The sequence below is a fragment of the Leucobacter salsicius M1-8 genome (assembly GCF_000350525.1).
GTDB lineage: Bacteria > Actinomycetota > Actinomycetes > Actinomycetales > Microbacteriaceae > Leucobacter > Leucobacter salsicius.
In genome coordinates this window covers 1-26847 of sequence record NZ_AOCN01000007.1, presented here as the reverse complement: position 1 = coordinate 26847, position 26847 = coordinate 1, and the positions used below count along the sequence as shown (strand labels likewise).

The window sequence follows — 26847 nt, the reverse complement described above, 5'->3', positions numbered from 1 at the left end:
CGTGAGCCACAAAAGCCCCTGCTCTGACCAGGAGGGTCGATCTTCGCACCCCCTCATTGTTCGAGGGGGTGAACATACTTGCTAGTCGCAGTACTCACACTGCTTCTTGGCATTCTCGTAACGCTCGCGATCATCGCGGCCTGTGGCTTCTTTGTCGCGCAGGAGTTTGCGTACATGTCGGTCGACCGCACGAAGATGGCGGTACAGGCAGAGCGCGGTGACGCGCAGGCTCAGCGCGTGCTCGACATCACGAAGCGCACGTCGTTCATGTTGTCGGGCGCGCAGCTGGGCATCACCGTGACGGGTCTGCTCATCGGATACGTGGCGGAGCCACTCATCGGTGAATCCATCGGCACGCTACTGGGTGGCGCCGGGCTGAGCACGACCGCCTCTGTGCTGATCGGCACGACGGGCGCGCTGCTGCTCGCCACGATCGTCACGATGATTTTCGGTGAACTGTATCCGAAGAACCTAGCGATCGCGAGCCCCGAGCCGCTTGCCCGCGCACTCGCGACGCCCACGCGCATCTACCTCGCGATCTTTGGCTGGCTGATCCGGATCTTTGATCTAGCCGCCAACGCACTATTGAAGCTGCTGCGCATCGAGCCACTCGATGACGTCGACGCCAGTGCGACCGCGCACGATCTCGGCGCGATCGTCGAGGCGTCGCGTGAGAGCGGTGACCTGCCGGCAGATCTGTCGATCATTATCGACCGCATCCTCGACTTCCCCGACCGGGACGTCGAGCACGCGATGGTTCCGAGATCACGAGTTGACTATGTCAACCCCGAGACCACGGTGGGTGAGGCGCTGGCTCTCATGTCGACCGGTCACACCCGATACCCGGTCGTCGATGACCGCGACACCCCGGTGGGCGTGGTCGAACTGATCGACCTGCTGCGAGGCGAGTATGCGGATGATGCGCCGGTATCCGGCGCCATGCGCGCGGCCGTCGTGCTTCCCACAACGATGCAGCTCCCAGTTGCGTTCGAACGCATGCGGCAGACCCGCAATGAGCTGGCCTGCGTCGTCGACGAGTACGGCAGCTTTGATGGCATCCTGACCGTTGAGGACCTCACCGAGGAGATCATCGGCGAGCTCTCGGACGAACACGACGCCGAGATTGCAGAGGCCGCCGACCTGGGGGACGCGGGGTGGCGCCTTCCCGGCGATATGCACCTTGACGAGATCGAACGCCTCCTGGGGCATGACCTGCCCAGGGAAGACTCCGAGACGATCGCCGGGCTCATGATCAGCAGGTACGGCGACCTCGTACCAGTGGGTGCCACGGTACGAGTGAACCTGCCCGAACGCGCCGCAGAGGCGCTGCAGGGCCTGCACCTGGAGCGCTGGCTCGACATTGAGGCAACCGCGGTCGCGCGCCAAGTGCCCTCAGAAATCATCGTACGGCTGCACGAAATCGACCTCGACGCTCCCGAACCCGAGGCCGATCCAGGCACAAGTACAGACACGGACGCCGAAACCGCACTTACCAAGGAGACGAACCGATGAGCTGGTGGATGGTCGCCATCATCACGACCGCGCTGATCCTAGCGAGCGCGTTCTTCGTCATCGTGGAGTTCGCGCTGCTCGCGGCCCGTCGCCACCGCCTCGAAGCCGAAGCCGAGCACAGCGCCTCGGCGCGCTCCGCGCTGCGCAGCATGAACGAGCTCACAGTCATGCTCGCGTTCGCCCAGCTTGGCATCACCGCGTGTACGTTTCTACTCGGCGCGATTACGAAGCCCGCGATCGACTACGCCTTGTCGCCGGTGTTTGAACAGTGGGGTCTGCCCTACGTGCTCGCCGACATCATCGCGTTCATGCTTGCCCTCATCATCGTCACGTTCTTGCACCTCGTGATCGGTGAAATGGCGCCGAAGTCGTGGGCCATCGCGCACCCCGAGACCGCGGCGAAGGCGACGAGCGCGGCCGCACGCGCCATGACGTGGCCGCTGCGCCCGTTTCTGCTGTGGATCAACCGCATCGCGAACCGCCTCGTGATGGCCTCCGGCGTTGAACCGGTCGAGAAGGCTGCGGCCGGTGGCCAAGATGCCGATACGATCGGTCAGCTCGTGGCGCACTCACGCGCAGCGGGCACGCTCGACGAGCAGTACTCGGAGCCGATCTCGCAAGTGATTAGCCTGAGCTCGCTCACTGTCGGCGACATCGTGCGCACGGACCGTCAACTCACCACGGTGGCAACGACGGCCAGCGTCGCCGAGGTGCGGGATGTTGCCGCGAAGTCCGGTCACTTGCGCATCTTGGTCGGAGACGACGTCACATGCCGTGTCGTGCACGTGCGCGACACGCTCGCGGTTGCCCCCGACACGGCGGCCCTCGAAATTTCTCGACCGGCGCTCTCGGTGGGTCCTGAAACCTCGGCCTATGACGCGCTTGCACGCATGCGTCGGGGCCGCGTGCAAATCGCAATCGTGGTGGAACAGAACCGCCTGCTGGGCGTCGTTACCCTCGATGACCTGCTGCGCGAGATCATCCCCGGGCCCGGGTCGCTCGAGGCTACGGCGATTTCCTAAAAGCTCCGAGCAGTCATGTCTTGAGCCCGGGCCACACGCTCTAGGCTTGAGGCATGACTGCAACGCTCGTGGCCGAGGGGATTTCGGGCGGCTACGCCCATCGCACCCTCTTTGAAAACGTCAACCTCACCGTTGCTTCCGGCGACGTGATCGGGGTCGTCGGTGTCAACGGCGCAGGCAAATCCACGCTGCTGCGCATTCTGGCCGGCGACCTCGCGCCGCAGGCCGGCAAGATCCACCGTGCCCCCACCGACGCGTTCGTGGGCTGGCTGCCGCAGGAGCACGAACGCGTCGAAGGCGAGACCGTTGCCGCATACATCGCCCGCCGCACGGGCTGCGCAAAGGCGACGATGGACATGGACGCGGCCGCGATCGCCCTGGGCGACACGGGCGCGCAGAAGCCGGGGGATCCGGATCCGGCAGACGTGTACACCGAGGCCCTCGATCGGTGGCTCGCGAGTGGGGCCGCCGATCTTGAGGAGCGAGTGCCCGCGGCGCTCGACGAGCTGGGGCTCACGGAGGTTGGCGCGGACTCGCTGATGACGGGGCTCTCGGGCGGGCAGGCGGCCCGCGTGGGGCTCGCGGCGCTCAAGCTCTCGCGATTTGACATCGTGCTGCTCGACGAGCCGACGAACGACCTTGACTTCGCGGGTCTCGAGCAGCTCGAGGCGTTCGTGAGTGGTCTGCGCGGCGGCGTCGTGCTCGTGAGCCATGACCGCGAGTTTCTGGCGCGCTGCGTCACGAGCGTCTTCGAGCTCGATATGGCGCAGGGGTGCAGCACGTTGTTTGGGGGCGGCTACGACGCCTACCTGCACGAGCGCGAGGTGGCCCGCCAGCACCGCCGGGACGACTACGAGCAGTTCGCGGCGACCAAGGCCGACCTGGTGTCGCGCGCCCGCACCCAGCGCGAGTGGTCGAGTCAGGGCGTGCGCAACGCGATGAAGAAGGCCCCCGACAGCGACAAGATGAAGCGCCGCGCGATGACAGAGTCGAGCGAGAAGCAGGCTCAGAAGGTGCGCCAGATGGAGAGTCGCATCAAGCGCCTGGACGAGGTCGAGGAGCCCCGCAAGGAGTGGAAGCTCGAGTTCACGATCGGGGCGGCCCCGCGCTCGAGCAGCGTCGTTGCGACACTCAATGAGGCCGTCATCGAGCAGGGCGACTTCACGTTCGGCCCTGTCTCGCTGCAGCTGAATGCGGGCGAACGCGTCGGCATTACCGGCCCCAATGGTGCCGGCAAATCGACGCTGCTGCGAGCACTCCTGGGGCGGCAGGATCTGAGCTCCGGATCCGCGGCCCTGGGAGCCTCCATCGCGATCGGCGAGATCGACCAGGCTCGCGCCAGCTTCACAGGGACGAGCCCGCTCGCGGACGTCTTTGAGGCGGAGGTGCCCGAGTATTCGAGTGGCGAGGTGCGCACGCTGCTCGCCAAGTTCGGGCTCAAGGCCGACCACGTGAATCGTGCGGCCGGTGAGCTGTCGCCGGGGGAGCGCACGCGGGCGGGCCTCGCGCTGCTGCAGGCGCGCGGGGTCAACGTGCTCGTGCTGGACGAGCCCACGAACCACCTCGACCTGCCAGCGATCGAGCAACTCGAACAGGCGCTTGAGGGCTACGAGGGCGCGCTGCTGCTCGTCACCCACGACCGCCGCATGCTCGACTCGGTGAGCCTCACCCGTCGCTGGCACGTCGAGGCGGGCAAAGTCTCAGAGCTGTAGCCGACCAGGCTCCGCGCCGTCATGCTCCAACCCGCAGTGCTCCGCTCGTGTTAGCGTGAAACGAACACGAGCTGCACGAACAAAGGAGTGTGCGATGGCTGACGAAGCGACCGGCCCGGTGACGGGGCCCAAGTCGTACTTCCCGTCGATCGAGGCGAAGTACGGCAAGAGCATCGACGAGTGGATCGCGATCCTTCGCCCGTACGCGGGTGAGAAACACATGGCCCAGGTCGCGGGCTCAAGGATCTCGGCATGGGCCACGGGCATGCGAACGCGCTCGTGCACGTGTTTCGTGCCGAGCACGATGGCGCCTGAAACTACTACATTGGAGGGGTGACCGTCGAACTGAGCAGCCCCCTCCACGCCGTCGAAACTGGCCCCGCCGATGCGCCGCACCGGGTCGTGTTCTTGCACGGCCTGTTTGGGCGCGGCAAGAACTTCACACGCGTGGCGGCAGGGCTCGAACCCGAGGCGCTGAGCCTGCTCATCGACCTGCCCAATCACGGCCAATCCGGGTGGACCGAACATTTCTCATACCCCGAACTCGCAGACCTCGTGGCTGCACACCTGCGGGACGACTTTGCGGCGGCCGGGCCAGTCGACGTAGTGGGCCACTCCATGGGCGGAAAAGTCGCCATGCTGCTGGCACTGCGGCACCCCGAACTTGTGCGCCGGCTCGCCGTCATCGACATCGCTCCAGCCGCGGCCGACGGCGGTCGCGGCGAGTTTCAGCACCTGCTCGGATCGCTCGCAAGCGTTGACCTGAACGTGATTGAGCGGCGTGCCGACGCCGGGGCAGCGCTCAAAGAACTCATCCCGAACGATGGCGTGCGCGGGTTCCTGCTGCAGAATCTCAGGCGAGACGGCGACGCTTTCGCGTGGGAGCCGAATCTCGCGATGCTGCGTGCCGAGCTGGAAACAGTCATGGGGTTTCCTGACACCGCGGGCGCGAGCTTTACTGGCCCCGTGCTGTGGCTTGGGGGAGAGCTTTCTGGCTATGTCACTGACGCCGATGAACCGACTATGCGTGCGCTGTTTCCCAAGACCCGGCGCATGACGATGAAGGGCGCGGGGCACTGGGTGCACTCTGAAAAGCCCGCCGAAACCATCGGCGTGCTGCGCGCCTTTTTGCTGTCATCCGAGCGGTAGATGTGACCGACACACAGCCAAGATCCGGATCTTGCCCAGGCAGCTCGCGCCGTTGCGGGCTACGCTCAAGATATGAGCACTACGGATGCAACTGCGCCAGCTCCCTTGTTTGATGGCGAAGCCGGAGACGAGATTACGATCTCGGCGAGCGCGCTGAAAGCACTCGGTGACCGCATGCAGCGGTTTCTCCTCGAGTACCGGTTTGCCATGCAAGAGGTCGAGACGAAGCTGTCGATTCTGCGCGAGGAGTTCGTGCACACGCACGAGTACAACCCGATCGAGCACGTGTCGAGCCGGGTGAAGTCGGTGGACAGCCTCGTGATGAAGCTCGACCGGCGCGGCATCGGGTCTGACTTTGAAGACATCCGAGCCAACATTCACGACATCGCTGGCGTGCGAGTGACGTGTGCGTTTCGACGTGACGTGTACCGCCTGTTCGACCTGCTCACCCAGCAAGACGACATCACCGTCCTCGAGGTGGAAGACTTCATCGCCGAGCCCAAGTCGAACGGCTACCAGAGCCTGCACGCGATCATCTCGGTGCCCGTGTTTCTCTCAACTGGGCGGGTGGACGTGCCCGTCGAAGTGCAGTTTCGTACGATCGCCATGGATTTTTGGGCCAGCCTCGAGCACAAGATTTACTACAAGTACGCGCGCCAGGTGCCCGACTCGCTCACGAGCGACCTGAAGGACGCCGCCGACCTGGCGGCGGAACTCGATGCCCACATGGAGCGCCTGCACGTCGAAGTCCACGGTTTACCCGAGGTTGAGGTCCCGCGGGGGCCGCGCGTCTTCCCCTCCTAGCGTGCACGGCCACGCGCACTGCCTCGCATCCTCTACAGTCAGTATGTGGAAAGCGAACATCTTGCAGGGGGATCCGGCGGCGTTTGGCGAGTGCGCACGGGCGATGTAACCCGCGTGCACCGGCCCACTGGGCCGTGGACGCCAGCCGTGCACAGTCTGTTGGCGCACCTGCACGCGCGCGGCCTCGATGGAATTCCGTGCGTGCACGGCCTCGACGACGAAGGCCGTGAGGTGCTCGACTACCTTCCGGGCGACACCCTTGACCCCGAGACGACCGCCCCGAGCGATGCGGCGCTCGCCGCCGCTGCGGGGTGGCTGCGCAGGTTCCACGACGCCGTCGCCGACTTTCGCCCGGGAGCTGTCGCCTGGCGGCAGGGTGTGCAGGCCCTCGGTGAAGGCGAGATCATCTGCCACAACGACCCCGGGCTGTATAACTGGGTGGTGCAGGGCGGCGAGTTCGCGGGCATGATCGACTGGGACCGCGCTGGCCCCGGCCGCCCCCTCGATGACCTGGCATTTCTCGTGTGGTCAGGGGTGCCACTGTTGCGCCCCACTCCAGTTGCGGATTCGGTGCGGCGGCTGCAGATCGCGGCGGAGGGATACGGCGGGGTGAGCGCGCTCGACGTCGTAGACGCGGTCGACGCACGCATGGACCTGATTGCCGGCCGGTGGCGTGCCGGGATCGAACGCAACGACCCGGGAACGCTCGCGCTGCGGGACTCCGGCGCGATGGACCGACACCTGTCACGCGTGCGTGAATTTGGCGACCGCGAGGTCGCGATCCGGAGCGAACTTGCCCGGAGCTGAAGCGGGCTGAGCCGGTCCGAGGCCTAAATGCACCTGATCAAGAGCTGAAATTGACCGATTTCTGGCTGTCTGCTGACCGTTGAAGATGTTTGCGGGCAGATCGAACAGTTAGGGTGGATGGGTGAGTAGAGATCCGTTCGAGGAACTGTTTGGGCCGCTGTCCGATGACGCCGGCAACGGCGACACCGGTGCAGAAAGCGCGCGCGGGAGCGAGACACCGACGGCGCCACTGCCGACGCCCCGTGCCGACGCCCCTGTCCCCGGCGTGCGTCGCCGGCAGAGCGGGCAGGAGCCCAACCTTGTTCCCGCAGTGACTGCAGCGACGGCTCCCGTGCCCGCGCGCAAGCGTCTGGCGCACGAGCAGGCCGAGCGCGTGCACACCGCCCAGCAGCCCGCATCGAGCCGGGGCAACGTGACGAGTTCGCGACTGCCGTGGATCATCGTCGGCGCGGTCGCGGTCATCGCGATTGTTGTCTCGATTGTGGTCGTAAACATCGCCCGCGGCACGGAAAGCGCGCCCGAGGCCAACACGAACACGACGACTGAGCCCACGACACCACAGCCTGAGCCCGAGTCCGATACGCCGAGCCCGACGACCCCTGAGACACCGAAGCCCGAGGAGAAGCCCAAGGACGAGGCGCCCTCGGTCGAGGTCGGTCCCACCGATGTCATGCTGATTGGCCCGTGGAATGCGACCTCGCAGCTCTCGCAGCGGTTTGGTCCAGCGCGATTTGAGATTCCGGACAACGTGAACTTGCAGCTTTCGTCAGGACTGTTGGACTCGTTCCCGGAGAGCTGTGCTGCGATGCGCACGGCTTGGGGGGCGACTCGCCTCGACGATGGATCGTTCCAGGTGCGCAAGCCAGCGGAGAGCTGTGCTGAGGCCCCCGAACTCTACGACACCGTGTGGGGGCTTGTCACGGCCTGGGTCGAGACGATCAAGCCGGTGTAAGCGGGTGCGGGTCTTCTGGCCTGCTGGCTAGCTTGCCACACCAAACAGTGCCGGCCAGAGGGCCAGTGCGAGCGGGTATCCCGCAAAGCTGACGATGTCGAGTACCCAGTGCGCGACGATGAGCGGCAGGGCGCGGCCGTAGCGCTGGTAGAACCAGCCGAACACCAGGCCCATGATCACGTTGCCGAGAAAGCCGCCGAAGCCCTGGTACAGGTGGTAGCTGCCGCGCAGCAGCGCGCTTGAAATCACCGTGGTGACGGGGCCGACCCCCAGCTTGCGCATGCGGTCGAAGAAGTAGGCAACCACGATGAGCTCTTCCCCCAAGGCGGCCTTGAGGGCCTGCAACACGAGGATGGGGATCGTCCACCAGTAAGTGTCGAGCACGGTGGGCACCACGGTCGCGTTAATGCCGATGCCCTTTGACACGAGGTAGAACCCGATTCCCGGGATGCCGATGAGTGCGGCGAGCCCGACACCCAACCAGATCTCGCGTGGCCACCAGCGACGCTTGGGGTTGCGGTAGCCGCCCAGCGGGGTGCCCAGGCCCAGCGCGCCAAGGTGCGGTGAGGTGCCACGCCACACGAGGAAAATTACCAGCGCGACCGGGGCGAGTCCGAACGTGAAGCTCAGCAGCTGATAGACGAGATCGAGGACGGCCTGCTCGGACAGTGGGCGGTTGATTGTGGCGGTCTGTTGTGAGAGCGGCTGGTCGCGGGTGAGTCGCTCGATGATTGAGACGATCGCGTATACGCCAGAAGCGCCGAACGAGAGCGCGAGCACAATGACGAGCTCCCAGCGCAGGCGCGTACGTGATATTGTGATCGGTTGCACGGCACCAGAGTACCGCTGTAGCGCTTCAGTCAATGGAGGAAGGCCACAGTTTTTGGCGCGACACGCCCAGAGGACTCGAGGAGAGCGACAGGATCGAGTTACGAAGCAGTTACGGCGGTCGATTTTAAGGTTTGCGTTCATCGAGGTCGATAGGGTGACACGGGTAAAGTGAAGTTTTCCGGACACCGGCATCGCTCAAGGAAACGAGCAGAGGCACGGACCCGGGGATAAGTTCAAGGAGGAAACACTAGTGAAGCGATCACGGATCGGGTTTGGATTCATCGCCCTGGCCGCGGCAAGCGCACTGACGCTGACGGCCTGTTCATCAGGCGGCGGCGCAGATGCCGGCGGCGACAGCAGCGGTACCGGCATTATCAGTGTGAATAACACAGAACCCCAGAAGGGGCTGATTCCCGCTGACACCACCGAGGTCGGTGGCGGCAAGGTTGTTGACGTGCTGTGGGAAGGCCTCGTGTACTACGATGCCGACGGCGTCACCCAGATGGGTGTTGCCGAGTCGATCGAGTCTGACAACGGAACACTCTGGACGGTCAAGCTTCGCGACGACGCAGTCTTCTCTGACGGCACTCCGGTGACGGCGAAGGACTTCGTCGATACGTGGAACTACAACGCCAACGTCGAAAACGCGATGGGCAACCAGTACTTCTTCAGTAGCATCAAGGGTTTCAGCGAGACTGACCCGGTTGCAGAGATGGAGGGCCTGAAGGTCGTTGACGATCACACGTTTACCGTGGATGCGTCACCCGACTTCCCGGATCGCCTGGGCTACTCGGCGTTCTACCCGCTCCCTCCCGTCGCATTTGAAGACATGGAGGCCTACGGCCAGAACCCCATCGGTAACGGTCTCTACAAGCTTGATGGCGAAGGCGCGTGGAAGCATGACGTGTCGATCAAGGTCGTCAAGAACGATGCCTACGTAGGCCCCCGTGAAGCAGCGAACGACGGTATCGACTTTAAGGTGTATGCCTCGCTTGACGCGGCATATACAGACCTGCTCGCGAACAACCTCGATGTGCTTGATCAGATTCCTGACACCTCTTTTGCGGTGTTCCAGGACGAGCTGGGTGAACGCGCGATCAACCAGGCCGGAGCGCTCACCACGACGCTGACGATCTCGGAGAACCTGGATCACTTCACGGGTGAAGAAGGCAAGCTGCGCCGCGCAGCGCTGTCGATGGCCGTGGATCGCGAAGAGATCATCGACGTGATTTTCGAAGGCACCAACATCCCCGCAGAGGACTTCACCTCGCCCGTGGTTGACGGCTACGCCGAGGGCCTCGAAGGTTCCGAGAAGCTCGACTTCAACCTCGAAGAGGCGAAGAAGCTGTGGGCTGAGGCCGAAGCGATGAGCCCCTTCGAAGGCACCCTCGAGGTAGCCACGAACTCTGACGGCCCGCACCAGGTCTGGATCGAGGCGGTGGCTAACCAGTGGCAGAACAACCTCGGCGTCACTGCGGCTCCCAAGCTCTACCCGACCTTCGCCGCGTTCCTCGATGACCGCGAGAACGATGTTGTCGGCGGCCCGTTCCGCTCGGGTTGGCAGGGCGATTACCCCGGTGCGTACAACTACATGCAGCCGCTCTACTACTCGGGTGCAAGCTCGAACCACGGCTTCTACGCGAACCCCAAGTTCGATCAGCTGCTCGATGAGGCAGTAGCAGAGAGCGACCGCGAGGCTCGCAACGCGAAGCTTGATCAGGCGCAGGAGATCCTGCTCGCCGATCTCCCGTCGATCCCGCTCTGGTACCAGGGCACCACGGGTGGCTTCAGCGAGGGCATCGACAACGTTGCCTTTGGCTGGAACTCCGTGCCGATCTTCAACGAGATCACCAAGAAGTAGCGTTACTTCGCAGGGGCCCCGAGCTCGCCTCGGGGCCTTTGCCTCGCCCTCACGCCATCGATGTGAGCGGCGAGCCAACAAACTTTTGCCCCGCGACACCGTCGTCGCTGGTGGCGATTCGCGTAACTCATGCGAGAGAAGCTTTCAATGCAACAAGCAATTCATAGGTGGAGGTACAGCAAATGCTGAGATACATCCTCTTCCGCATCCTTCAGGTCATCCCAGTCCTCCTGGGGACCACCTTCCTCATCTATTTCATGGTGTTTGCCATGCCGGGTGACCCGGTCGCCGCCATGTTTGGTGACAAGGTTCCGAGCGACGCGGTGCTCGAGCGCGTGCGCGCGCAGTATCATCTTGATCAGCCGTTCTTCATCCAGTATTTGCTCTATCTGAAGGGCATCTTTGTTGGCGACTTTGGCGTGAGCTTCTCGGGGGAGCCGGTCAGCGAAATTCTTGCTCGTACGTTCCCCGTCACGATCAAACTCGCGGCAATGGCGATCGTAATCGAGTTGGTACTCGCCATTGTGATCGGCCTCTTCTCGGGCCTGCGCAAGGGCAAACTGTTCGACAACGTCAACCTGATCATCGGTCTGCTGTTCATGAGCGTGCCGATCTTCGTAGTCGCGTTTATTGCACAGTATGGTCTCGGCCTAAAACTCGGGTGGTTTAGCCCGACCGTCGGGGCCGGCGCGCCGATTCAAGATCTGCTCTTGCCGGCCATCGTGCTGGGTGTCAGCTTGTATGCGACGAGCATGCGTCTCACCCGCAGCTCGGTGATCGACACGTTGAATCAGGACTTTGTGCGCACCGCTTATGCCAAGGGCTTGAGCCGGGGGCGTGTGGTACCCGTGCACGTGCTGCGTAACTCGTTGATACCCACGATTACGAACACGGCCACGAACTTCGGCACGCTTATGGTCGGTGCGACAGTCACCGAGGGCATCTTTAACGTACCCGGCGTGGGTAACGTGCTCTTTCAAGCCATCCTGAAGGGTGAGAACTCCACTGTGGTGTCGTTCGTTACGGTGATGGTGCTCATCTACCTCGCAGTCAACCTGGTGGTTGACATGCTGTATGCCCTTCTTGATCCGAGGATCCGCTATGTCTGAGTCAAAGTACCCCGTTCAGGGCGCCAAGCGCCCGCCGATTCCGCACATTGTTGCTCCGATCGATGAGACACCGGTCAAAGCCGTCGACGCGGTACAGATCAAGGCGAAGAAGTCGAACCTGTGGCTCGACGCATGGCGCGATATGCGTGTACGGCCCATGTTCTGGGTCTCCGCGATCATCATTTTGCTCGTGGCGCTTGTTTCACTGTTCCCAACGCTCTTCACCCAAATCGACCCGCGCGCATGCGCACTCACAAACTCGAACGGCGCGTCAAGCGCTGATCACCCGCTGGGCTTTAACAAGCAGGGCTGCGACGTGTACTCACGCATCATCTATGGTGCACCAACCTCGGTTACCGTCGGGCTCATCGTGGTCGCGATCACGTTTGTGTTCGGCACAGTAGTGGGAGCCATTTCGGGTTTCTTCGGCGGTATGGTCGACACGGTGCTGTCGCGCGTGGGCGACATCTTCTTCTCCATTCCCTACATTCTCGCTGCCGTTGTCGTAATGAGCGTGATGAGCGACTACCGCAATCCGCTCGTGATCGCGTTCGCGATCGGTGGGTTCTCGTGGCCGATCACCGCGCGCATTGTGCGCAGTGAGATATTGCGAGTGAGAAACGCCGACTTCGTGATGGCGGCCGAGTCGCTGGGTCTATCACGGGTATCGACGCTCGTACGCCACGTGCTGCCAAACGCGCTGGCGCCAGCCATCGTGGTAACGACGCTGTCGCTGTCATCTGCGATCGTGGCAGAGGCCACGCTCTCGTTCCTGGGCGTCGGATTGCCCCCGGGCAGCTTCATCAGTTGGGGTAACGACATCAGTGCCGCGCAGCTGTCGCTGCGCACAGATCCCATGCCACTAATTTACCCGTCGCTCGCGCTAACGGTCACCGTGCTGGGATTCATCCTGCTCGGCGAGGTTGTACGCGACGCTCTAGATCCGAAGGCGAGGGCACGTCGATGAGCACGACAGAGAACGGTGAATTTATGCAGCCTATTTTGAGTGTGCGTGACCTGCACGTCGCATTCGGCTCAAAGAAAGAGCCCAAAGAAGTTCTGCACGGAATCTCTTTCGACGTGTATCCGGGCGAGACCGTCGCGATCGTGGGTGAGTCCGGATCGGGCAAATCAACGACCATGCACGCGGTCATTAACCTACTCCCCGGCACGGGGCGCACGACCGAGGGCTCCGTGCAGTGGAACGGCCAGGAACTGGTTGGCATCGGACGGCGCAAGATGGAGTCGATTCGAGGCCGGGAGATCGGGTTCGTCCCGCAGGACCCGATGTCGAACCTTAACCCCGTATGGTCGGTCGGGTTTCAGGTCGAGGAGGCCGTGCGAGCCAACGGCGTCGCCAAGGGACGCAAAGCCGTGCGCGAGCGCGCAGTCGAGGTGCTCGAGCAGGCCGGGCTACAAAACGCTGAGCAGCGCATGAAGCAGTACCCGCACCAGTTTTCTGGGGGAATGAAGCAGCGCGCGTTGATCGGCATTGGGCTGGCGGCCGAACCGCAATTGCTCATTGCCGACGAGCCAACGAGCGCGCTTGACGTCACCGTACAACGCGTCGTGCTCGATCACTTGGAAGAACTCACGAACAAGCTTGGCACCGCGGTTGTGTTCATTACCCACGACTTGGGGCTTGCCGCAGAGCGAGCCGAGAAGCTCATCGTGATGTACCAGGGCAACATTGTGGAGTCGGGGCCCAGCCGCGAGATTCTCGAGCGGCCGCAGCACCCGTACACCAAGCGACTGGTCTCGGCGGCGCCCAGCCTGGCATCTCGCCGTATCGGCGACGACGCCAGCATGCCGACAGCACCGACGTCCACATTCGATATTGCAGCGTTGGCGCAGGAGCCCGGCAAGCAGGTTGCACACGGCGAACCCATGATCGAGGTGGAAGGGCTGGGCAAGACCTACAAGCTGCGCAAGGGCAACTTTGGCACGGAGGACTTCCACGCTGTTCAGGACGCAACGTTTACCGTGAACCGGGGCGAGACGCTTGCGCTCGTGGGCGAATCCGGTTCGGGCAAGTCTACGATCGCGAAGATGATTCTGCAGCTTGAAAAGCCGAGCGCGGGTACGATCCGGATCGCGGGAGAAGACATTGGGACGTTCTCGGGCCGCAGGCTCTTTGACCTGCGTCGCACTCTGCAGCCGGTGTTCCAAGATCCGTATGGATCGCTCGATCCCTTGCACAACATTGGCAACACGATCATGGAGCCGCTCAAGATCCACGGCGTGGGAGACGCGGCAAGCCGGCGTGCAAGGATGCTTGAGCTGCTCGATCAAGTCGCGCTGCCACGAGAGCTTGCAACACGCTACCCCAATGAGCTCTCAGGCGGTCAGCGGCAGCGCGTGGCTGTTGCGCGCGGACTGGCCCTGAAACCTGATGTGCTGGTCCTCGACGAGGCAGTATCGGCCCTCGACGTGCTTGTTCAGGCACAGATCCTCGATCTGCTCGCCGAGCTGCAGCGCGAGCTTGGGCTCACCTACTTGTTTATTACACATGATCTCGCGGTTGTTCGACTCATCGCAGATCGAGTGTGTGTGATGCAGCAAGGGCGCATTGTGGAGCAGGCGAGTACCGAGGATGTGTTCGAGCGGCCCAGCGAAGAATACACGCGCAAGCTCCTCGAAGCGATCCCGGGCGGGCGGATCGAACTCGGCATCGGTTAGCACGGTCGAGGGGCTGCAGACACGCCATAGACCCCTCAAGTGATTGCTGAAACCCCACAAAGACCTGTGCCATTTCTTCCCATTTTCGGAGGAAGTGGCACAGGTCTTTGTCACAAGAATGTCACGGCGCTGCGAATCGTCCAGAACCACCCTGCGCGATCAGTAGGCTCGAGTTGTTTCGAAGTACTTATGTGAGCTTCCTGGCTCAAGCATCTTGCAATGAAGGAAGAGTCGAGAATGAAGAAAACTCTGATGACGACCGCGGTTATCGCCGCGGGTGCACTGTTGTTCACTGGCTGCGCGACTAGCAGCACGAGTGGCGGGGACGCGGGCGGCGATGCCGGTTCGAATCTGGTTGTGGGCACGACCGACAAGATCACCGCGCTTGACCCGGCGGGATCGTACGACAACGGCTCATTCGTCGTAATGAACCAGGTTTACCCGTTCTTGCTCAACAGCAAGTACGGCACCGCAGACGTGACGCCTGACATTGCAGAGTCGGCCGAGTTTACCTCGCCCACCGAGTACACGGTGAAGCTCAAGGAAGGGCTCACGTTTGCCAACGGCAACGAACTCACCTCGAGTGACGTCAAGTTCTCGTTTGACCGCATGGTCGCGATCAATGACCCCAACGGTCCCGCTTCACTGCTGGGCAACCTTGACAGCGTCGAGGCCCCTGACGACCTGACCGTCGTGTTCAAGCTGAAGAACGGTGACGACCAGATTTGGCCTCAGATCCTGTCGAGCCCCGCAGGCCCCATCATCGATGAGGACGTATTCGCGGCAGACGCGATCACGAGCGACGACGATATCGTTGCAGGCGAAGCCTTTGCTGGCCAGTACACGATCGACACATACAAGCTCAACGAGCTGATTTCGTACAAGCCGTTCGCCGGCTACAACGGCAACCTCGGAGCCGCCGAGAACGCTGGCGTGAGCGCTAAGTACTACGCCGATGCGTCGAACCTCAAGCTTGCAATCGGGAACGGAGATATCGACGTGGCCTTCCGTAGCCTGTCGGCCACCGACACGGAGGACCTGTCGAAGAACGACAAGGTCAAGATCGTTGACGGCCCTGGCGGCGAGATTCGCTACATCGTCTTCAACTTCGACACGATGCCCTATGGCTCCACCACCGCCGACGCTGACCCCGCTAAGGCACTGGCTGTGCGCCAGGCCGCAGCGAACCTGATCGACCGCACGGCACTTGCGAAGGACGTTTACAAGGACACCTTCTCGCCCCTGTTCTCGCCCGTGGCCGATGGTATGACCGGTGCGATCTCGCCGTTCAAGGATCTCTACGGTGATGGCAACGGTGGCCCCGACGCCGCCAAGGCTGCGGAAACGCTGAAGGCTGCCGGGGTCGCCACCCCGATCGACCTGAAGCTGCAGTACAACGGCGACCACTACGGCCCGTCGTCGGGTGACGAGTACGCCATGATCAAGACGCAGCTCGAGACCGACGGCCTGTTCAAGGTTGACCTGCAGCAGACCGAGTGGGTGCAGTACAACAAGGACCGCGTTGAGGACGTCTACCCGGCGTACCAGCTGGGCTGGTTCCCCGACTACTCTGACGCAGACAACTACCTGTCGCCCTTCTTCGCGAAGGACAACTTCCTGGTAAACCACTACGACAACCCCAAGGTGACCGAACTGATCACGGCTGAGCAGACCGAGACCGACGCCGCAAAGCGCACCGGCATCATCGAGCAGATTCAGCAGATCGAGTCCGAGGACATCTCGACCCTGCCGCTGCTGCAGGGCAAGCAGGTTGCCGTTGTAGGTGCAAACGTCGACGGCACCACGCTCGACGCCTCGTTCAAGTTCCGTTACGCGCCACTCACCAAGTAGCACGAACTGGCGTCGGGCCGGGGCAGCTCCTGCCCCGGCCCGACGTCGTATCGATAGAGGTTATTCTTCATGGTTGCAGAAGCACCAGCACCTGTCGCGATTGCGCGGCCAAAGGCGAGTGGGGGAGGGCTCTGGCGATACATTCTCATTCGCCTCGTGCTCATCATCCCGACCGTCTTCATTCTGGTCACCGTCGTATTCTTCTTGATGCGGCTCACGGGTGACCCCATCACTGCCGCGCTCGGCGGCCGACTCCCACCGGAACAGCTGGCTGAGCGCGTTCACGAGGCCGGGTTTGACCGCCCGCTCTTCGTCCAATACTTCGACTATCTCGCCGGAATTCTGCGAGGGGACTTCGGCACAACGATTACTGATCGTCGCCCGGTCACCGAAATTCTGCTGCAGTACGGCTCCGCCACGCTTGAACTGGCGTTCTATGCACTCATCGTTGCATTCGTCGTCAGTATCCCGCTCGGCCTGATCGCTGCCTACCGCCGCGACAAGTGGCAGGACGCGGTGCTGCGCATCATGGCGATTCTCGCCTATGCCACCCCCATCTTCTTTGTCGGGCTGCTGTTGAAACTCGTATTTTCAGTGTGGCTGGGCTGGCTTCCGGTCTCGGGGCGCGGCAGTACTCAAACCGAACTCACCATGAGCGGGCTTGATACCCCCACAGGCATCTACTTGCTCGACGCGATCCGACTGGGCGATAGTGCCGCCATAACCGACGTGTTGTGGCATGCCATTCTCCCCGCGGTCGCGCTGGGGCTGCTCACCGCGGGCGTCTTCCTGCGATTGATTCGTACGAATGTGATCGGCACACTCGGCCAGCAGTTCGTGACAAGCGGCCGGTCACGTGGAGTGAGCGAGTATCGACTCATCACGAAGCACGCATTCCGGCCCGCGCTGATCCCGATCATCACGGTCATGGGAATGCAGATCGCGCTGCTATTGGCGGGCGCGGTGCTGACCGAGACCACCTTTGAATGGAAGGGGCTCGGCTTCATGCTGGCCGAGTACCTGAAGGCGCGTGACTTCGTGGCGGTGCAGGGCATCGTCGTGATGATCGCCGTGGTTGTCGCGGTCACAAACTTCATTGTTGACCTTGTCGCTGCCGCGATCGACCCGAGAGTGAGGTACTGATCATGAGTCATCAAGATCTACCGACTCCTTCGACCCAGACCCTCGCGCTTTCGGTGCCGCGAAAGAAGGACTGGCGCGACACCGTGCCGGTGATTTCTCACCTGCGCCAGAGCGTGGGGCTGCAGCGGGGCATGTTGATCACGGGCCTCGTGATCACGATCGGATTCGTGCTTCTCGCCATCCTGGCGCCGTGGATTGCGCCATACAGCTGGGCACAACAGGCCGTCGACGGAGTGAGCTTTGGCGCACAGCAGCCGCCGAACTCCGTCAACCTGCTCGGCACGACCGTCTCGGGCTTCGACGTGTTATCTCGCGTCATTTGGGGCGCGCAAACGGCGCTGTTTGTGATCGTCGCCGCCATCGCTTTCTCGATCTTCCTCGGCATCGCGCTGGGGCTCATCTCGGGCTACTTCGGTGGGCTGCTTGACCGCGTTCTGGTTGTGCTGTGCGACGCGATCTACGCGTTCCCGTCGTTGCTGCTCGCGATCGTGATGTCGATTGTGATCAGCAAGGGCCAGTCAACCCTCATGGGTGGCATTCTCGCGACGTCACTGTCGATCACGGTCGTGTTCGTACCGCAGTACTTCCGCGTGATTCGTTCTGAAGTTGTGCGCGTGCGTGCTGAACCGTTCGTGGAGGCGGCCCGCGTCATCGGCGTGCCGACCCCGCGCATCCTGGTCAAGCACGTGCTGCGCAACTCGACGCGCTCGCTGCCAGTTATCGTCACGCTCAACGCCTCTGAGGCGCTGCTCACCCTCGCTGGCCTGGGCTTTCTGGGCTTCGGTATCGAGGCGACGGCTGCTGCCGAATGGGGGTACGACCTCAACCGCGCGGTGGCAGACGTGACCAGCGGGATCTGGTGGACCAGCGTGTTCCCGGGCCTCGCGATCGTGCTCGTCGTGCTCGGCGTCACCCTCGTCGGCGAGAGCCTCAACGACCTATCTGACCCGCGTCTGCGCACGCGCAAGCGATTGAAGGTGAAGAAATGACTCACGTCGCCAATATTTCAGATCTGCGCGTCACCTTCGCGACGGATGCTGCCCCGGTCGAGGCCGTGAAGGGCATCTCGATCGAGGTGGCCGCGGGCGAGGTGCTCGCGATCGTCGGCGAATCCGGATCGGGTAAGTCGGTCACGGCGAATGCGCTGCTGGGGCTGCTCCCCGAAACCGCCACGATGTCGGGGGCGATCGTCATTCGTTCGCGTACGGGCGACGAGACCGATGTGGTGCATGCGAGCGGCCCAAAGCTGCGCGCGATGCGTGGCCGCGACGCCGCAATGGTGTTCCAGGAGCCCTCGACTGCGCTCAACCCGGTGTACACCGTCGGTTGGCAGATCATTGAGGGGCTGCGAGCCCACGGCAAGATCGACAAGAAGCAGGCCCGCGCACAGGCGATCGACATGATGCGCAAGGTGGGCATTCCCGATCCCGAGACCCGCATCGACGACTTCCCGCATCAGTTCTCTGGCGGGCAGAAGCAGCGCATCGTGATCGCCATGGCGCTCGTGATGGACGCGGGCCTCATCATTGCCGACGAACCGACCACCGCGCTCGACGTCACTGTGCAGGCCGAGATCCTCGATTTGCTGCGCGTATGTCGTGACGAGTTCGGTGCGACGATCGTGCTCATTACTCACAACATGGGGGTGGTGGCCGACCTCGCAGATCGCGTCGTGGTGATGTATCGCGGCGGCATCGTTGAGCAGGCGCCCGTGCGCGAGCTGTTTGCGCATCCCAGCCAGCAGTACACCCGGGACCTGCTCGCGGCTGTGCCGCACGTGGGACGTGGCAAATCGCGCACCCAAGCCCGCGACCTCGCGGGGGTACCTGCGAACACTGCTCGGGACACCACGGGCCACCTGATCGTCGCTGAGAACGCGCAGATCGGATACCCCGGGCGCTTCGGCAAGGGCGCCACAGTGGTGGTGCACGGCGTTGATTTCTCGGTTGCCCCGGGCGAGGTCGTTGGCCTCGTGGGGGAATCCGGATCGGGCAAGACGACGATCGGACGTGCGGCCGTCGGCCTCACCAAGGTCGTCGAAGGCTCCTTTACGGTGCTCGGGCACGAGATGCGCGGTGCGAAGAATCGCGATCTTGCGCCCCTGCGCCCCGATATCGGCTTCGTCTTTCAAGACCCCGCGACAAGCTTCAACCCGCTGCTCTCGATTGCCGAGTGCATCGCTGAGCCGCTGATTGTGCACGGCCGTGCCTCGTCGCAGCTGGATGCGCGCACGCGGGTCAACGAACTGCTCGATGCAGTGCAGCTGCCAACGAGTTTCGGAGATCGATACCCGCACGAGCTCTCGGGCGGACAGCGTCAGCGCGCCTCGCTCGCGCGGGCGCTCGCGCTCGATCCGAAGTTGCTGATTGCTGACGAGCCGACGAGTGCGCTCGATGTTTCGGTGCAGGCGACCGTGCTTGCCCTGTTTGTCGAGCTGCAGGCCGAACTCGGCTTCGCGTCGCTGTTCATTAGTCATGACCTTGCGGTCATCGACGCGGTTTCTGACCGCATTATCGTGCTGCAACAGGGGCGCATCCAGGAGCAGGGCACAACCGCCCAGGTCTTGGGGTCGCCCTCGAACGCGTACACTCGTGAACTGCTGACGGCGCTTCCTGTTCCGGATCCAGTCGAGCAGGCCGAGCGCCGAGCGTTGTGGCAAAAGGTGCGAAAGGGTATGTGATTCACATGGTCGAGAGCTCAACGGGGCGCGGCGGCGCCGTCATCGTGTCGGCAGTGCGCACCCCGGTCGGGGTGGGCAAACCGGACAAGGGTGCCCTGTCCGGAGTGCACCCCGTTGACCTCTCGGCCATCGCACTGAACGCCGCGATCGCGCGCGCGGGCATCGACCCCGCGCTGATCGACGACGTAATGTGGGGCTGCGTCACGCAGGTCGGGGAGCAGTCGACCAACATCGGCCGCAACGCCGTACTGGCCGCGGGGCTCCCCGAACACGTGCCGGCCGCCACGATCGATCGGCAGTGCGGCTCCTCGCAACAGGCGATTCACTCCGCCGCGGCCATGCTGATCGCGGGGCAGGCCGACGTTGTCATCGCGGGCGGCGTCGAGGTTATGAGCCGCACGCCCATGTTCTCGAACACCACGGGCGGGGACGGGCCGTACGGCCCCGCCATACGCGCACGGTACCCGCACCTGGTGCCGCAGGGTGAAAGCGCCGAGTTGATCGCCGACAGGTGGAAATTGAGCCGCATGATGCTCGACGAGATCGCCGCCACCTCGCATGACCGCGCGGCTGCTGCAGCGACGGCTGGCTGGTTCGACCGCGAGATCGTGTCGGTGCCCACAAATGACGGTGAGGTGGTGGCGGATCAGGGGATCCGCCCCGGCAGCAGCGTCGAGACCCTCGCGGGCTTAAGGACGCCATTTCGTGAGCATGGCGTGGTGACCGCGGGCAACGCCTCGCAGATCTCAGACGGCGCGGCGGCGCTCGTCATGATGACGGGGGAGCGGGCGAAGGCCCTCGGTCTCACCCCGGTGGCACGCGTGCACACCGCGACCGCGGTTGGCTCGGACCCGATCCTGATGCTCACCGGCCCCATCGCGGCGACCGCGCGCGTGCTGCAGCGCGCGGGGCTCAGCCTCGACGATATCGGTGCCTTCGAAGTGAACGAGGCGTTCGCCTCCGTTGTCGGCGCATGGCTCCTCGAAACCGGGGCTGACCCTGGACTGGTCAATCCCCGTGGCGGCGCAATCGCGCTGGGCCACCCGCTCGGTGCTTCGGGCGCCCGGCTCGCGACCACGCTCGTGCACCACCTGCGCGACACGGGGGCCCGCTACGGGCTTCAGACCATGTGCGAGGGCGGCGGCATGGCGAACGCTACGATCTTCGAACGGCTCTAACGTGCCAGCCCGCAGCTCGTACGCCTAGTCGTTTGCGCGACGCCGCAGCAGCATGGCCACCGTGAGCGCGCTGGCACCCGAGGCGACGGAGCCGACGATGATCAAGAGCCCCATCGGAAGCGCGGTCTGATCGCCCCACGCCCCCACAATGGGGGGCGCGATGGCGCCGCAGAAGAACTGGAAGGCCCCGAGAAGGGCGGATCCGGAGCCGCGGGCGTGGTCGGCTCGCCCCAGGGCGAGCGCGGTGCCGTTCGCACTCGTGAGTGCGACGCCGCCGCTCAACAGAAACGCGCTCGCGATGTAAGCGGGCACGGTGAGCGTGCCGGTGACCGCCAGCGTTGCGAATGCGAGGCCGGCGAGGGCGGCCGAGCAGCTGCCGATGAAGAGCATCAGCGTTGCTGGCACTCGGCCAGCGAGGCGCGCATTGAGGAAGTTCATGAGCACCATCGCAACCGCGCCCGAGGCAAAGGCGAGCGAGAATTCTGTCGGCGACATGCCGAGCATCACCTGCCCGACAAAGGGGGCGCCGCCGATGTAAGCCATCAGACCGGCGAAATTGCAGGCAACCGCGAGCGCGAGTAGCACGAACAGCCTGTCGCGCCCGAGCTTGGCGAAGTTCGCCAGGGCGCGCCGCGCGCCGCCGAGCTGCCGGTGCTCGGGAGCCAGCGACTCTGGCACAAACAGCAGCGCGAGCACAAACATGGCCACCGATAGGCCCGCAAGCGTCGCGAGCACCCCGCGCCAGCCAAAGTGTTCGGCAAGGAGACCGCCGCTGAGGGGAGCCACAAGCGGCGCCATCGCGACAATCATCGCGAGCAGGCTGAAGGCGCGAATCGCGTTGGCGCCCTTCGCGAGGTCGGCAATGATCGCTCGCGACAGCACGATTCCCGAGGCGCCCGCGACCCCCTGAATAAGGCGCAGCACCGTGAAAACTTCGACCGTCGGTGAGAACACCATCGTGCAGCTCGCGGCGGTAAACGCGCCAAGTGCCACGAGCAACACGCCGCGACGGCCCATTCGGTCCGAGAGCGGGCCCAGATAGAGCTGGCCGATGCCGAGGCCCAGCATGAAGGCGGTGAGGGTGAATTGCACCCCCGTGGGGCTGGCTCCCAGGTCGCGCGCGATATCGGTGAACGCGGGCAGATACAGATCGGTAGCGAACGGGCCAACAGCGGAAAGGAATCCGAGTACCGTCAGGAGGCCAGTGGTCAGACCTCGAGAGGCTGATTTCATGCGGTTCTGTGCTCGCTTCCAGCCGGGCACGCCCGACATCCGTTAGAATTGCTCGTCGGCATCTACTCGTGCCTGCGCGAGCCACTTTGGTGTGGTTCCCGCGACGCACATGGCATCCCGCCGTGTCGACGTTCCGTTCGTCTCGTTAGGACACTACCTCTATGGCTCTCGCCACTCGCGAAGACCTCCGCAATGTCGCTATTGTCGCACACGTTGATCATGGCAAGACCACGCTCGTCAACGCGATGCTGACTCAGACCAACTCGTTCGACGCGCACGAAGAAGTTGGCGATCGCGTCATGGACTCGAACGATCTTGAGCGCGAAAAGGGAATCACCATTCTCGCCAAGAACACCGCCATCAGCTACGAGGGTGAGCACGCCAAGAACGGCCCGATCACCATCAACGTGATCGATACCCCGGGTCACGCTGACTTCGGTGGCGAGGTCGAGCGTGCGCTGTCGATGGTTGACGGCGTCGTACTGCTCGTTGATTCGTCTGAGGGCCCCATGCCCCAGACCCGTTTCGTGCTGCGTAAGGCTCTTGAAGCCAAGCACCCCGTGATCCTCGCGGTCAACAAGACCGACCGCCCCGATGCGCGCATCGAAGCCGTCGAGAGCGATGCACAGGACCTGCTGCTGGGTCTCGCTTCGGACCTGTCCGAAGAGGTGCCCGACCTCGACGTCGACGCCGTGCTCAACGTGCCCGTCGTGTACCTCTCGGGTCGTGACGGTGCTGCATCGCACAACCGTCCCGCCGACGGCGAGCTGCCCGACAACCTGACGCTCGAGCCGCTGTTCCAGACCATTCTGGAGCGCGTGCCCGCACCCACGTTCGACGACGAGGCGCCGCTGCAGGCTCACGTCACCAACCTGGACTCGTCACCCTTCCTGGGTCGTATCGCGCTGCTGCGTATTCACAACGGCTGGATCAAGAAGGGCGAGACCGTTGCCTGGGTCAAGGCAGACGGCACCGTGGCCAACGTGCGTATCTCGGAGCTCATGCTCACGAAGGCACTCACGCGCTACCCCGCCGAGAAGGCTGGCCCCGGTGACATTGTTGCCATCGCCGGTATCGAAGACATCACCATTGGTGAGACCATCTGTGACGCGAACGATGTTCGCCCGCTGCCGATGATCCACATCGATGATCCCGCCATCTCGATGACGATCGGTGCGAACACCTCGCCGCTCGTCGGCAAGGTGAAGGGTCACAAGCTGACCGCTCGCATGATCAAGGAGCGCCTGGACCGCGAGCTGGTCGGTAACGTCTCGCTCAAGGTTGTCGACACCGGTCGTCCCGACGCGTGGGAGGTGCAGGGCCGAGGCGAACTTGCTCTCGCGATCCTCGTCGAGAACATGCGCCGCGAAGGCTTCGAGCTCACCGTGGGCAAGCCCCAGGTAGTGGTGAAGATGGTCGACGGCAAGAAGCAGGAGCCGTTCGAGCACCTCACCATCGATACCCCCGAAGAGCACCTCGGTGCGATCACCCAGCTCCTCGCTGCCCGTAAGGGACGCATGGAGAACATGGTGAACAACGGCACCGGCTGGGTACGCATGGAGTTCACCATTCCGTCGCGTGGTCTCATCGGCTTCCGCTCGGAGTTCATGACCGAAACCCGCGGCACCGGCATCGCTAACGCGATCGCTCAGGGCTACGGCGAGTGGGCCGGCGTCATCAACACCCGCAACAACGGCTCGATCGTGGCCGACCGTTCGGGCGTTGCCACGCCGTTCTCGATCATCAACCTGCAGGAGCGCATGTCGTTCTTCGTGCAGCCCACCGAGGAGGTGTACGAGGGCATGGTCATCGGTGAGAACTCGCGTTCCGAGGACATGGATGTGAACATCACCAAGGAAAAGAAGCTCACGAACATGCGCTCGGCAAACGCCGACAACTTCGAGTCGATGACGCCGCCCCGCAAGCTCACGCTTGAGGAGTGCCTCGAGTTCGCTCGCGAGGACGAGTGCGTTGAGGTCACCCCCGAGGTCGTGCGTATTCGTAAGGTAGAGCTCGACGCAAACTCGCGTGCACGCGCCACCTCGCGCATCAAGAACGCTAAGTAAGGTTCACCCCTTTTCGCTACGCAGTGTGTAGCATCGCGACCCCCGCTCGGCTTTGGCCGGTGGGGGTTTCGCGTTTCAGGGTGCCTGCGTAGGATCGGGTCATGTCGATCATTTTTGATACCACGCTGTCGCCGGACAAGTACGATCTGCTGGCTGCCTGGCTGTCTGGCCAGGGCTGGTTCAGCGGTGATGCGTCGCAGCTGGAGCCCGTGGGGGCGTACCGGTTCGACGACCCCGAGGGTGAGGTCGGGTTCGAGGGACACCTCTTCACCGCTGGCGATGAGGTGATCTATCACGTTCCGCTCAGCTATCGCGGGGCACCGCTCGAACAAGGCGAGGAGTTTCTGGTCGGCACGATGGAACACGGGGTGCTCGGCACGCGCTGGGCGAGCGACGCAATCGGAGACCCGGTCTTTCGGGCGGTGCTCGCCTCCGTGATGGTGCAGGGCGGCACGGGAAGCCGAGAGTACCTGGTCAATGACGAGGGAACTGAACTGGAGTACGAACCGAGTATGCGGGTGGCGGGCACCGGATCGCCCGGCCTGGCCGTCCCCGAGCTGTGGGCGGCGCAGGTCGAACTGCGTGGCACCACGAGCGTGGCCCACACCGAGTTCGCATCCCTCGAGGTACATCGCATCATCGTGCCCACGCTTGATGGTTCTGCTGAGGCTGACCGGGCGTGGAGCCTCCGCGGCGCGTGGGGTGGAGACCGCGTAGGGGCCCTGCTCGCGACTCTAAGCGCATAGCGAGACACGCTTTGCGAAGTGTCGATTTCGGTTTTGGTGGGTGACTTCGCTAAAGTAGAGCTTGCGTGAAAGCGCGATCGGGATGTGGCGCAGTTTGGTAGCGTACGTCGTTCGGGACGACGGGGTCGCAGGTTCAAATCCTGTCATCCCGACGAAAAGGCCTGATCAGAAGCTAATTCTGATCAGGCCGATTTTCGTTTTAGGGCGTTGGGTACAGATTGGGTACAGATGGCGACGCACGCCCCCTGTTTTTACGCCGCTGCGCCCGACCCGTCTTGTTGCTCGTTCAAAGCCACTGCGGGGCGACGTTCGACGATCTCCGCAACTTCCTGCACCTTGTCAGGCCAGAGCGCAGCGTAAGTGTTCAGCGTCTCGGTCGCATCTTTGTGGCCGAGCATGCGCTGCACGAGCTTCACGTCGGCACCGGCGCTGATCGCGAACGTCGCGGCGACGTGCCGGAGGTCGTGCACGGAGTAGCCGGTAGCTAGCCCGGTCTTGCTACGCATCTTCACCCAGACGCGGTTGTACCAGTTGCTGACCTGACCTACAGTTTGGTTTCCACTCGGGGTAGCTAGCCGATGGCCTTCATGAAAGGCTCACAACATGCCACGCCCCTACCCACCAGAGTTCCGTGAACGTGCGATCGCGCTCGTCCGCGAGGGCCGACAGGCCAAGCAAACCGCTGCGGATCTCGGCATCCACGAGGTCACTCTTCATTCCTGGCTCCGTCAAGACGATATCGATAATGGTCGCAGGCCCGGTAGATCTACCAGCGAAGACGCGCAGCTGCGAGCAGCACGAGGCCGGATCAGGCAGCTCGAGCAAGAGCTTAAGATCGTGAAACTGGCGTCGAAATGGCTCGCCGAGGAGGAGCGCGTTGACCCAAAAGGGCGCACCCGGTGATCGACCGTCTCGTCGATGCCGGGGCACCCGTAGAGACCTGCTGCCGACTTATGGGGGTCTCTCGGCAGGGCTATTACAGATACCGGAAGCGTCCCACGAGCGCCACGCAATTGCGGAGGCAGTGGCTCACAGGTCTGATTCGTGAAATTCACACGGCTTCGCGTGGTACCTATGGCTACCGGCGTATCCACGCTGAGCTCACCATCGGGATGGAGATACCGTGTTCGAGTCGGCTGATCTCAGTACTGATGACAAAGAGCGCGATGTGCGGGCTTCCGGGCCCGACTCGGGTGAAACGGCTGAAAGGCGTGGCTACTGCTGATGATCTCGTGCATCGCAAGTTCCACCGGCTGTCGCCGGACGAGCTCTGGGTGACGGATATCACGGAGCATCCGACGCGGGAAGGAAAGGTTTTCTGCGCGGCGGTGCTTGACGCGTGTAGCCGGAAGATCGTGGGATGGGCGATCGATTCCAAACAAGACTCAACCCTTGTGGTGAATGCCCTCGACATGGCGCTTCGCGCGCGAAAACCTGCCGCAGGGGGCATCGTCCACGCTGATCATGGAGTCCAGTTCACCTCGTGGGCGTTCACCCAGAAGATCCGTTCTG

General features: G+C 63.3%; 22 protein-coding genes, 1 tRNA gene and 1 pseudogene. 21 read left to right on the top strand and 3 right to left on the bottom strand.

All coding sequences use genetic code 11. The features are described 5' to 3' along the window. The first annotated feature begins 78 nt into the window (after positions 1-78). From C795_RS0101340 to C795_RS0101305, 8 genes are all read left to right on the top strand, one after another. A complete protein-coding gene (locus tag C795_RS0101340; RefSeq protein WP_017791960.1) occupies positions 79-1512 on the top strand; it encodes a hemolysin family protein in 1434 nt (477 codons plus the stop codon). Continuing rightward, a complete protein-coding gene (locus tag C795_RS0101335) occupies positions 1509-2534 on the top strand; it encodes a hemolysin family protein (RefSeq protein WP_017791959.1) in 1026 nt (341 codons plus the stop codon). Before C795_RS0101340 ends, C795_RS0101335 begins: the two co-directional genes overlap by 4 nt. Before the next feature lie 53 nt (positions 2535-2587). Continuing rightward, positions 2588-4246, top strand: coding sequence for an ABC-F family ATP-binding cassette domain-containing protein (locus C795_RS0101330; RefSeq protein WP_017791958.1), 1659 nt, complete (start codon positions 2588-2590; stop codon positions 4244-4246). A 94-nt stretch (positions 4247-4340) separates the two neighbouring features. Beyond that, positions 4341-4583 carry a DUF4287 domain-containing protein gene (locus C795_RS16235; RefSeq protein ID WP_269569927.1) on the top strand — a complete coding sequence of 81 codons (243 nt, stop codon included), beginning with the start codon at positions 4341-4343 and terminating at the stop codon, positions 4581-4583. Continuing rightward, positions 4580-5395 carry an alpha/beta fold hydrolase gene (locus C795_RS0101320; RefSeq protein ID WP_017791957.1) on the top strand — a complete coding sequence of 272 codons (816 nt, stop codon included), beginning with the start codon at positions 4580-4582 and terminating at the stop codon, positions 5393-5395. The genes C795_RS16235 and C795_RS0101320 overlap by 4 nt, the downstream gene beginning before the upstream one ends. 72 nt (positions 5396-5467) lie before the next feature. Further along, complete coding sequence (locus C795_RS0101315; RefSeq protein WP_051053719.1) at positions 5468-6199, top strand: GTP pyrophosphokinase; 732 nt, start codon at positions 5468-5470, stop codon at positions 6197-6199. Between the two features lie 45 nt (positions 6200-6244). Beyond that, the gene (locus C795_RS14775) at positions 6245-7006 is read left to right on the top strand and encodes a phosphotransferase (RefSeq protein WP_033348790.1); all 762 of its coding nucleotides are present in this window, start codon (positions 6245-6247) and stop codon (positions 7004-7006) included. 121 nt (positions 7007-7127) lie between these two features. Further along, a complete protein-coding gene (locus C795_RS0101305) occupies positions 7128-7958 on the top strand; it encodes a hypothetical protein (protein ID WP_017791954.1) in 831 nt (276 codons plus the stop codon). Between the two features lie 27 nt (positions 7959-7985). Here the strand turns inward: C795_RS0101305 and C795_RS0101300 are convergent, their stop codons facing one another. Then, positions 7986-8789: a CPBP family intramembrane glutamic endopeptidase gene (locus C795_RS0101300; protein WP_017791953.1), complete on the bottom strand. Its 804-nt coding sequence runs from the start codon at positions 8787-8789 to the stop codon at positions 7986-7988. A gap of 250 nt (positions 8790-9039) precedes the next feature. Between C795_RS0101300 and C795_RS0101295 the strand changes: the two genes are divergently transcribed. From C795_RS0101295 to C795_RS0101255, 9 genes are all read left to right on the top strand, one after another. Next, positions 9040-10650, top strand: a complete 1611-nt coding sequence (locus C795_RS0101295; protein WP_017791952.1) for a peptide ABC transporter substrate-binding protein — start codon at positions 9040-9042, stop codon at positions 10648-10650. A gap of 182 nt (positions 10651-10832) precedes the next feature. After that, positions 10833-11759, top strand: coding sequence for an ABC transporter permease (locus C795_RS0101290; protein ID WP_017791951.1), 927 nt, complete (start codon positions 10833-10835; stop codon positions 11757-11759). Beyond that, complete coding sequence (locus tag C795_RS0101285) at positions 11752-12726, top strand: ABC transporter permease (RefSeq protein ID WP_017791950.1); 975 nt, start codon at positions 11752-11754, stop codon at positions 12724-12726. Before C795_RS0101290 ends, C795_RS0101285 begins: the two co-directional genes overlap by 8 nt. Further along, positions 12723-14438 carry a dipeptide ABC transporter ATP-binding protein gene (locus C795_RS0101280; protein WP_017791949.1) on the top strand — a complete coding sequence of 572 codons (1716 nt, stop codon included), beginning with the start codon at positions 12723-12725 and terminating at the stop codon, positions 14436-14438. Before C795_RS0101285 ends, C795_RS0101280 begins: the two co-directional genes overlap by 4 nt. A 237-nt stretch (positions 14439-14675) precedes the next feature. Further along, entirely contained in the window at positions 14676-16289 is a 1614-nt protein-coding gene (locus C795_RS0101275; RefSeq protein ID WP_017791948.1) for an ABC transporter substrate-binding protein, read from the top strand. 69 nt (positions 16290-16358) lie between these two features. Continuing rightward, positions 16359-17432, top strand: a complete 1074-nt coding sequence (locus C795_RS0101270; RefSeq protein WP_017791947.1) for an ABC transporter permease — start codon at positions 16359-16361, stop codon at positions 17430-17432. 2 nt (positions 17433-17434) lie between these two features. Next, a complete protein-coding gene (locus C795_RS0101265) occupies positions 17435-18421 on the top strand; it encodes an ABC transporter permease (RefSeq protein WP_017791946.1) in 987 nt (328 codons plus the stop codon). Next, positions 18418-20112, top strand: a complete 1695-nt coding sequence (locus C795_RS0101260) for a dipeptide ABC transporter ATP-binding protein (RefSeq protein WP_017791945.1) — start codon at positions 18418-18420, stop codon at positions 20110-20112. Before C795_RS0101265 ends, C795_RS0101260 begins: the two co-directional genes overlap by 4 nt. Positions 20113-20117: 5 nt before the next feature. Next, on the top strand, positions 20118-21290 hold the full coding sequence (locus C795_RS0101255; protein ID WP_026139350.1) for a thiolase family protein: 1173 nt from the start codon (positions 20118-20120) through the stop codon (positions 21288-21290). Between the two features lie 24 nt (positions 21291-21314). Here C795_RS0101255 and C795_RS0101250 read toward each other — a convergent pair whose 3' ends face one another. Further along, positions 21315-22523: a multidrug effflux MFS transporter gene (locus C795_RS0101250; RefSeq protein ID WP_033348803.1), complete on the bottom strand. Its 1209-nt coding sequence runs from the start codon at positions 22521-22523 to the stop codon at positions 21315-21317. 161 nt (positions 22524-22684) lie between these two features. Between C795_RS0101250 and typA the strand changes: the two genes are divergently transcribed. The 3 genes from typA to C795_RS0101235 all read left to right on the top strand — a co-directional run bounded on the left by typA (position 22685) and on the right by C795_RS0101235 (position 25487). After that, complete coding sequence (gene typA, locus C795_RS0101245) at positions 22685-24589, top strand: translational GTPase TypA (protein ID WP_017791942.1); 1905 nt, start codon at positions 22685-22687, stop codon at positions 24587-24589. Positions 24590-24690: 101 nt separating this feature from the next. After that, the gene (locus C795_RS0101240; protein ID WP_017791941.1) at positions 24691-25335 is read left to right on the top strand and encodes a maltokinase N-terminal cap-like domain-containing protein; all 645 of its coding nucleotides are present in this window, start codon (positions 24691-24693) and stop codon (positions 25333-25335) included. Between the two features lie 78 nt (positions 25336-25413). Beyond that, a tRNA-Pro gene (locus C795_RS0101235) sits at positions 25414-25487 on the top strand. A 99-nt stretch (positions 25488-25586) separates the two neighbouring features. On the opposite strand, the gene C795_RS14770 is transcribed toward C795_RS0101235, so the two are convergent. After that, the gene (locus tag C795_RS14770; RefSeq protein WP_051053717.1) at positions 25587-25841 is read right to left on the bottom strand and encodes a tyrosine-type recombinase/integrase; all 255 of its coding nucleotides are present in this window, start codon (positions 25839-25841) and stop codon (positions 25587-25589) included. 97 nt (positions 25842-25938) lie between these two features. Here C795_RS14770 and C795_RS0101220 point away from each other — a divergent pair. Then, positions 25939-26847, top strand: a pseudogene (locus tag C795_RS0101220) (IS3 family transposase); the annotation flags it as partial.

What these genes read in the sequence shown, in the direction of transcription:
- C795_RS0101335 (WP_017791959.1), top strand. Translation starts at nt 1,509, where the DNA reads ATGAGCTGGTGGATGGTCGCCATCATCACGACCGCGCTGATCCTAGCG.
- C795_RS0101330 (WP_017791958.1), top strand. Translation starts at nt 2,588, where the DNA reads ATGACTGCAACGCTCGTGGCCGAGGGGATTTCGGGCGGCTACGCCCAT.
- C795_RS16235 (WP_269569927.1), top strand. Translation starts at nt 4,341, where the DNA reads ATGGCTGACGAAGCGACCGGCCCGGTGACGGGGCCCAAGTCGTACTTC.
- C795_RS0101315 (WP_051053719.1), top strand. Translation starts at nt 5,468, where the DNA reads ATGAGCACTACGGATGCAACTGCGCCAGCTCCCTTGTTTGATGGCGAA.
- C795_RS0101290 (WP_017791951.1), top strand. Translation starts at nt 10,833, where the DNA reads ATGCTGAGATACATCCTCTTCCGCATCCTTCAGGTCATCCCAGTCCTC.
- C795_RS0101285 (WP_017791950.1), top strand. Translation starts at nt 11,752, where the DNA reads ATGTCTGAGTCAAAGTACCCCGTTCAGGGCGCCAAGCGCCCGCCGATT.
- C795_RS0101280 (WP_017791949.1), top strand. Translation starts at nt 12,723, where the DNA reads ATGAGCACGACAGAGAACGGTGAATTTATGCAGCCTATTTTGAGTGTG.
- C795_RS0101275 (WP_017791948.1), top strand. Translation starts at nt 14,676, where the DNA reads ATGAAGAAAACTCTGATGACGACCGCGGTTATCGCCGCGGGTGCACTG.
- C795_RS0101270 (WP_017791947.1), top strand. Translation starts at nt 16,359, where the DNA reads ATGGTTGCAGAAGCACCAGCACCTGTCGCGATTGCGCGGCCAAAGGCG.
- C795_RS0101265 (WP_017791946.1), top strand. Translation starts at nt 17,435, where the DNA reads ATGAGTCATCAAGATCTACCGACTCCTTCGACCCAGACCCTCGCGCTT.
- C795_RS0101260 (WP_017791945.1), top strand. Translation starts at nt 18,418, where the DNA reads ATGACTCACGTCGCCAATATTTCAGATCTGCGCGTCACCTTCGCGACG.
- C795_RS0101255 (WP_026139350.1), top strand. Translation starts at nt 20,118, where the DNA reads ATGGTCGAGAGCTCAACGGGGCGCGGCGGCGCCGTCATCGTGTCGGCA.
- C795_RS0101250 (WP_033348803.1), bottom strand. Translation starts at nt 22,523, where the DNA reads ATGAAATCAGCCTCTCGAGGTCTGACCACTGGCCTCCTGACGGTACTC.
- typA (WP_017791942.1), top strand. Translation starts at nt 22,685, where the DNA reads ATGGCTCTCGCCACTCGCGAAGACCTCCGCAATGTCGCTATTGTCGCA.
- C795_RS0101240 (WP_017791941.1), top strand. Translation starts at nt 24,691, where the DNA reads ATGTCGATCATTTTTGATACCACGCTGTCGCCGGACAAGTACGATCTG.
- C795_RS14770 (WP_051053717.1), bottom strand. Translation starts at nt 25,841, where the DNA reads ATGCGTAGCAAGACCGGGCTAGCTACCGGCTACTCCGTGCACGACCTC.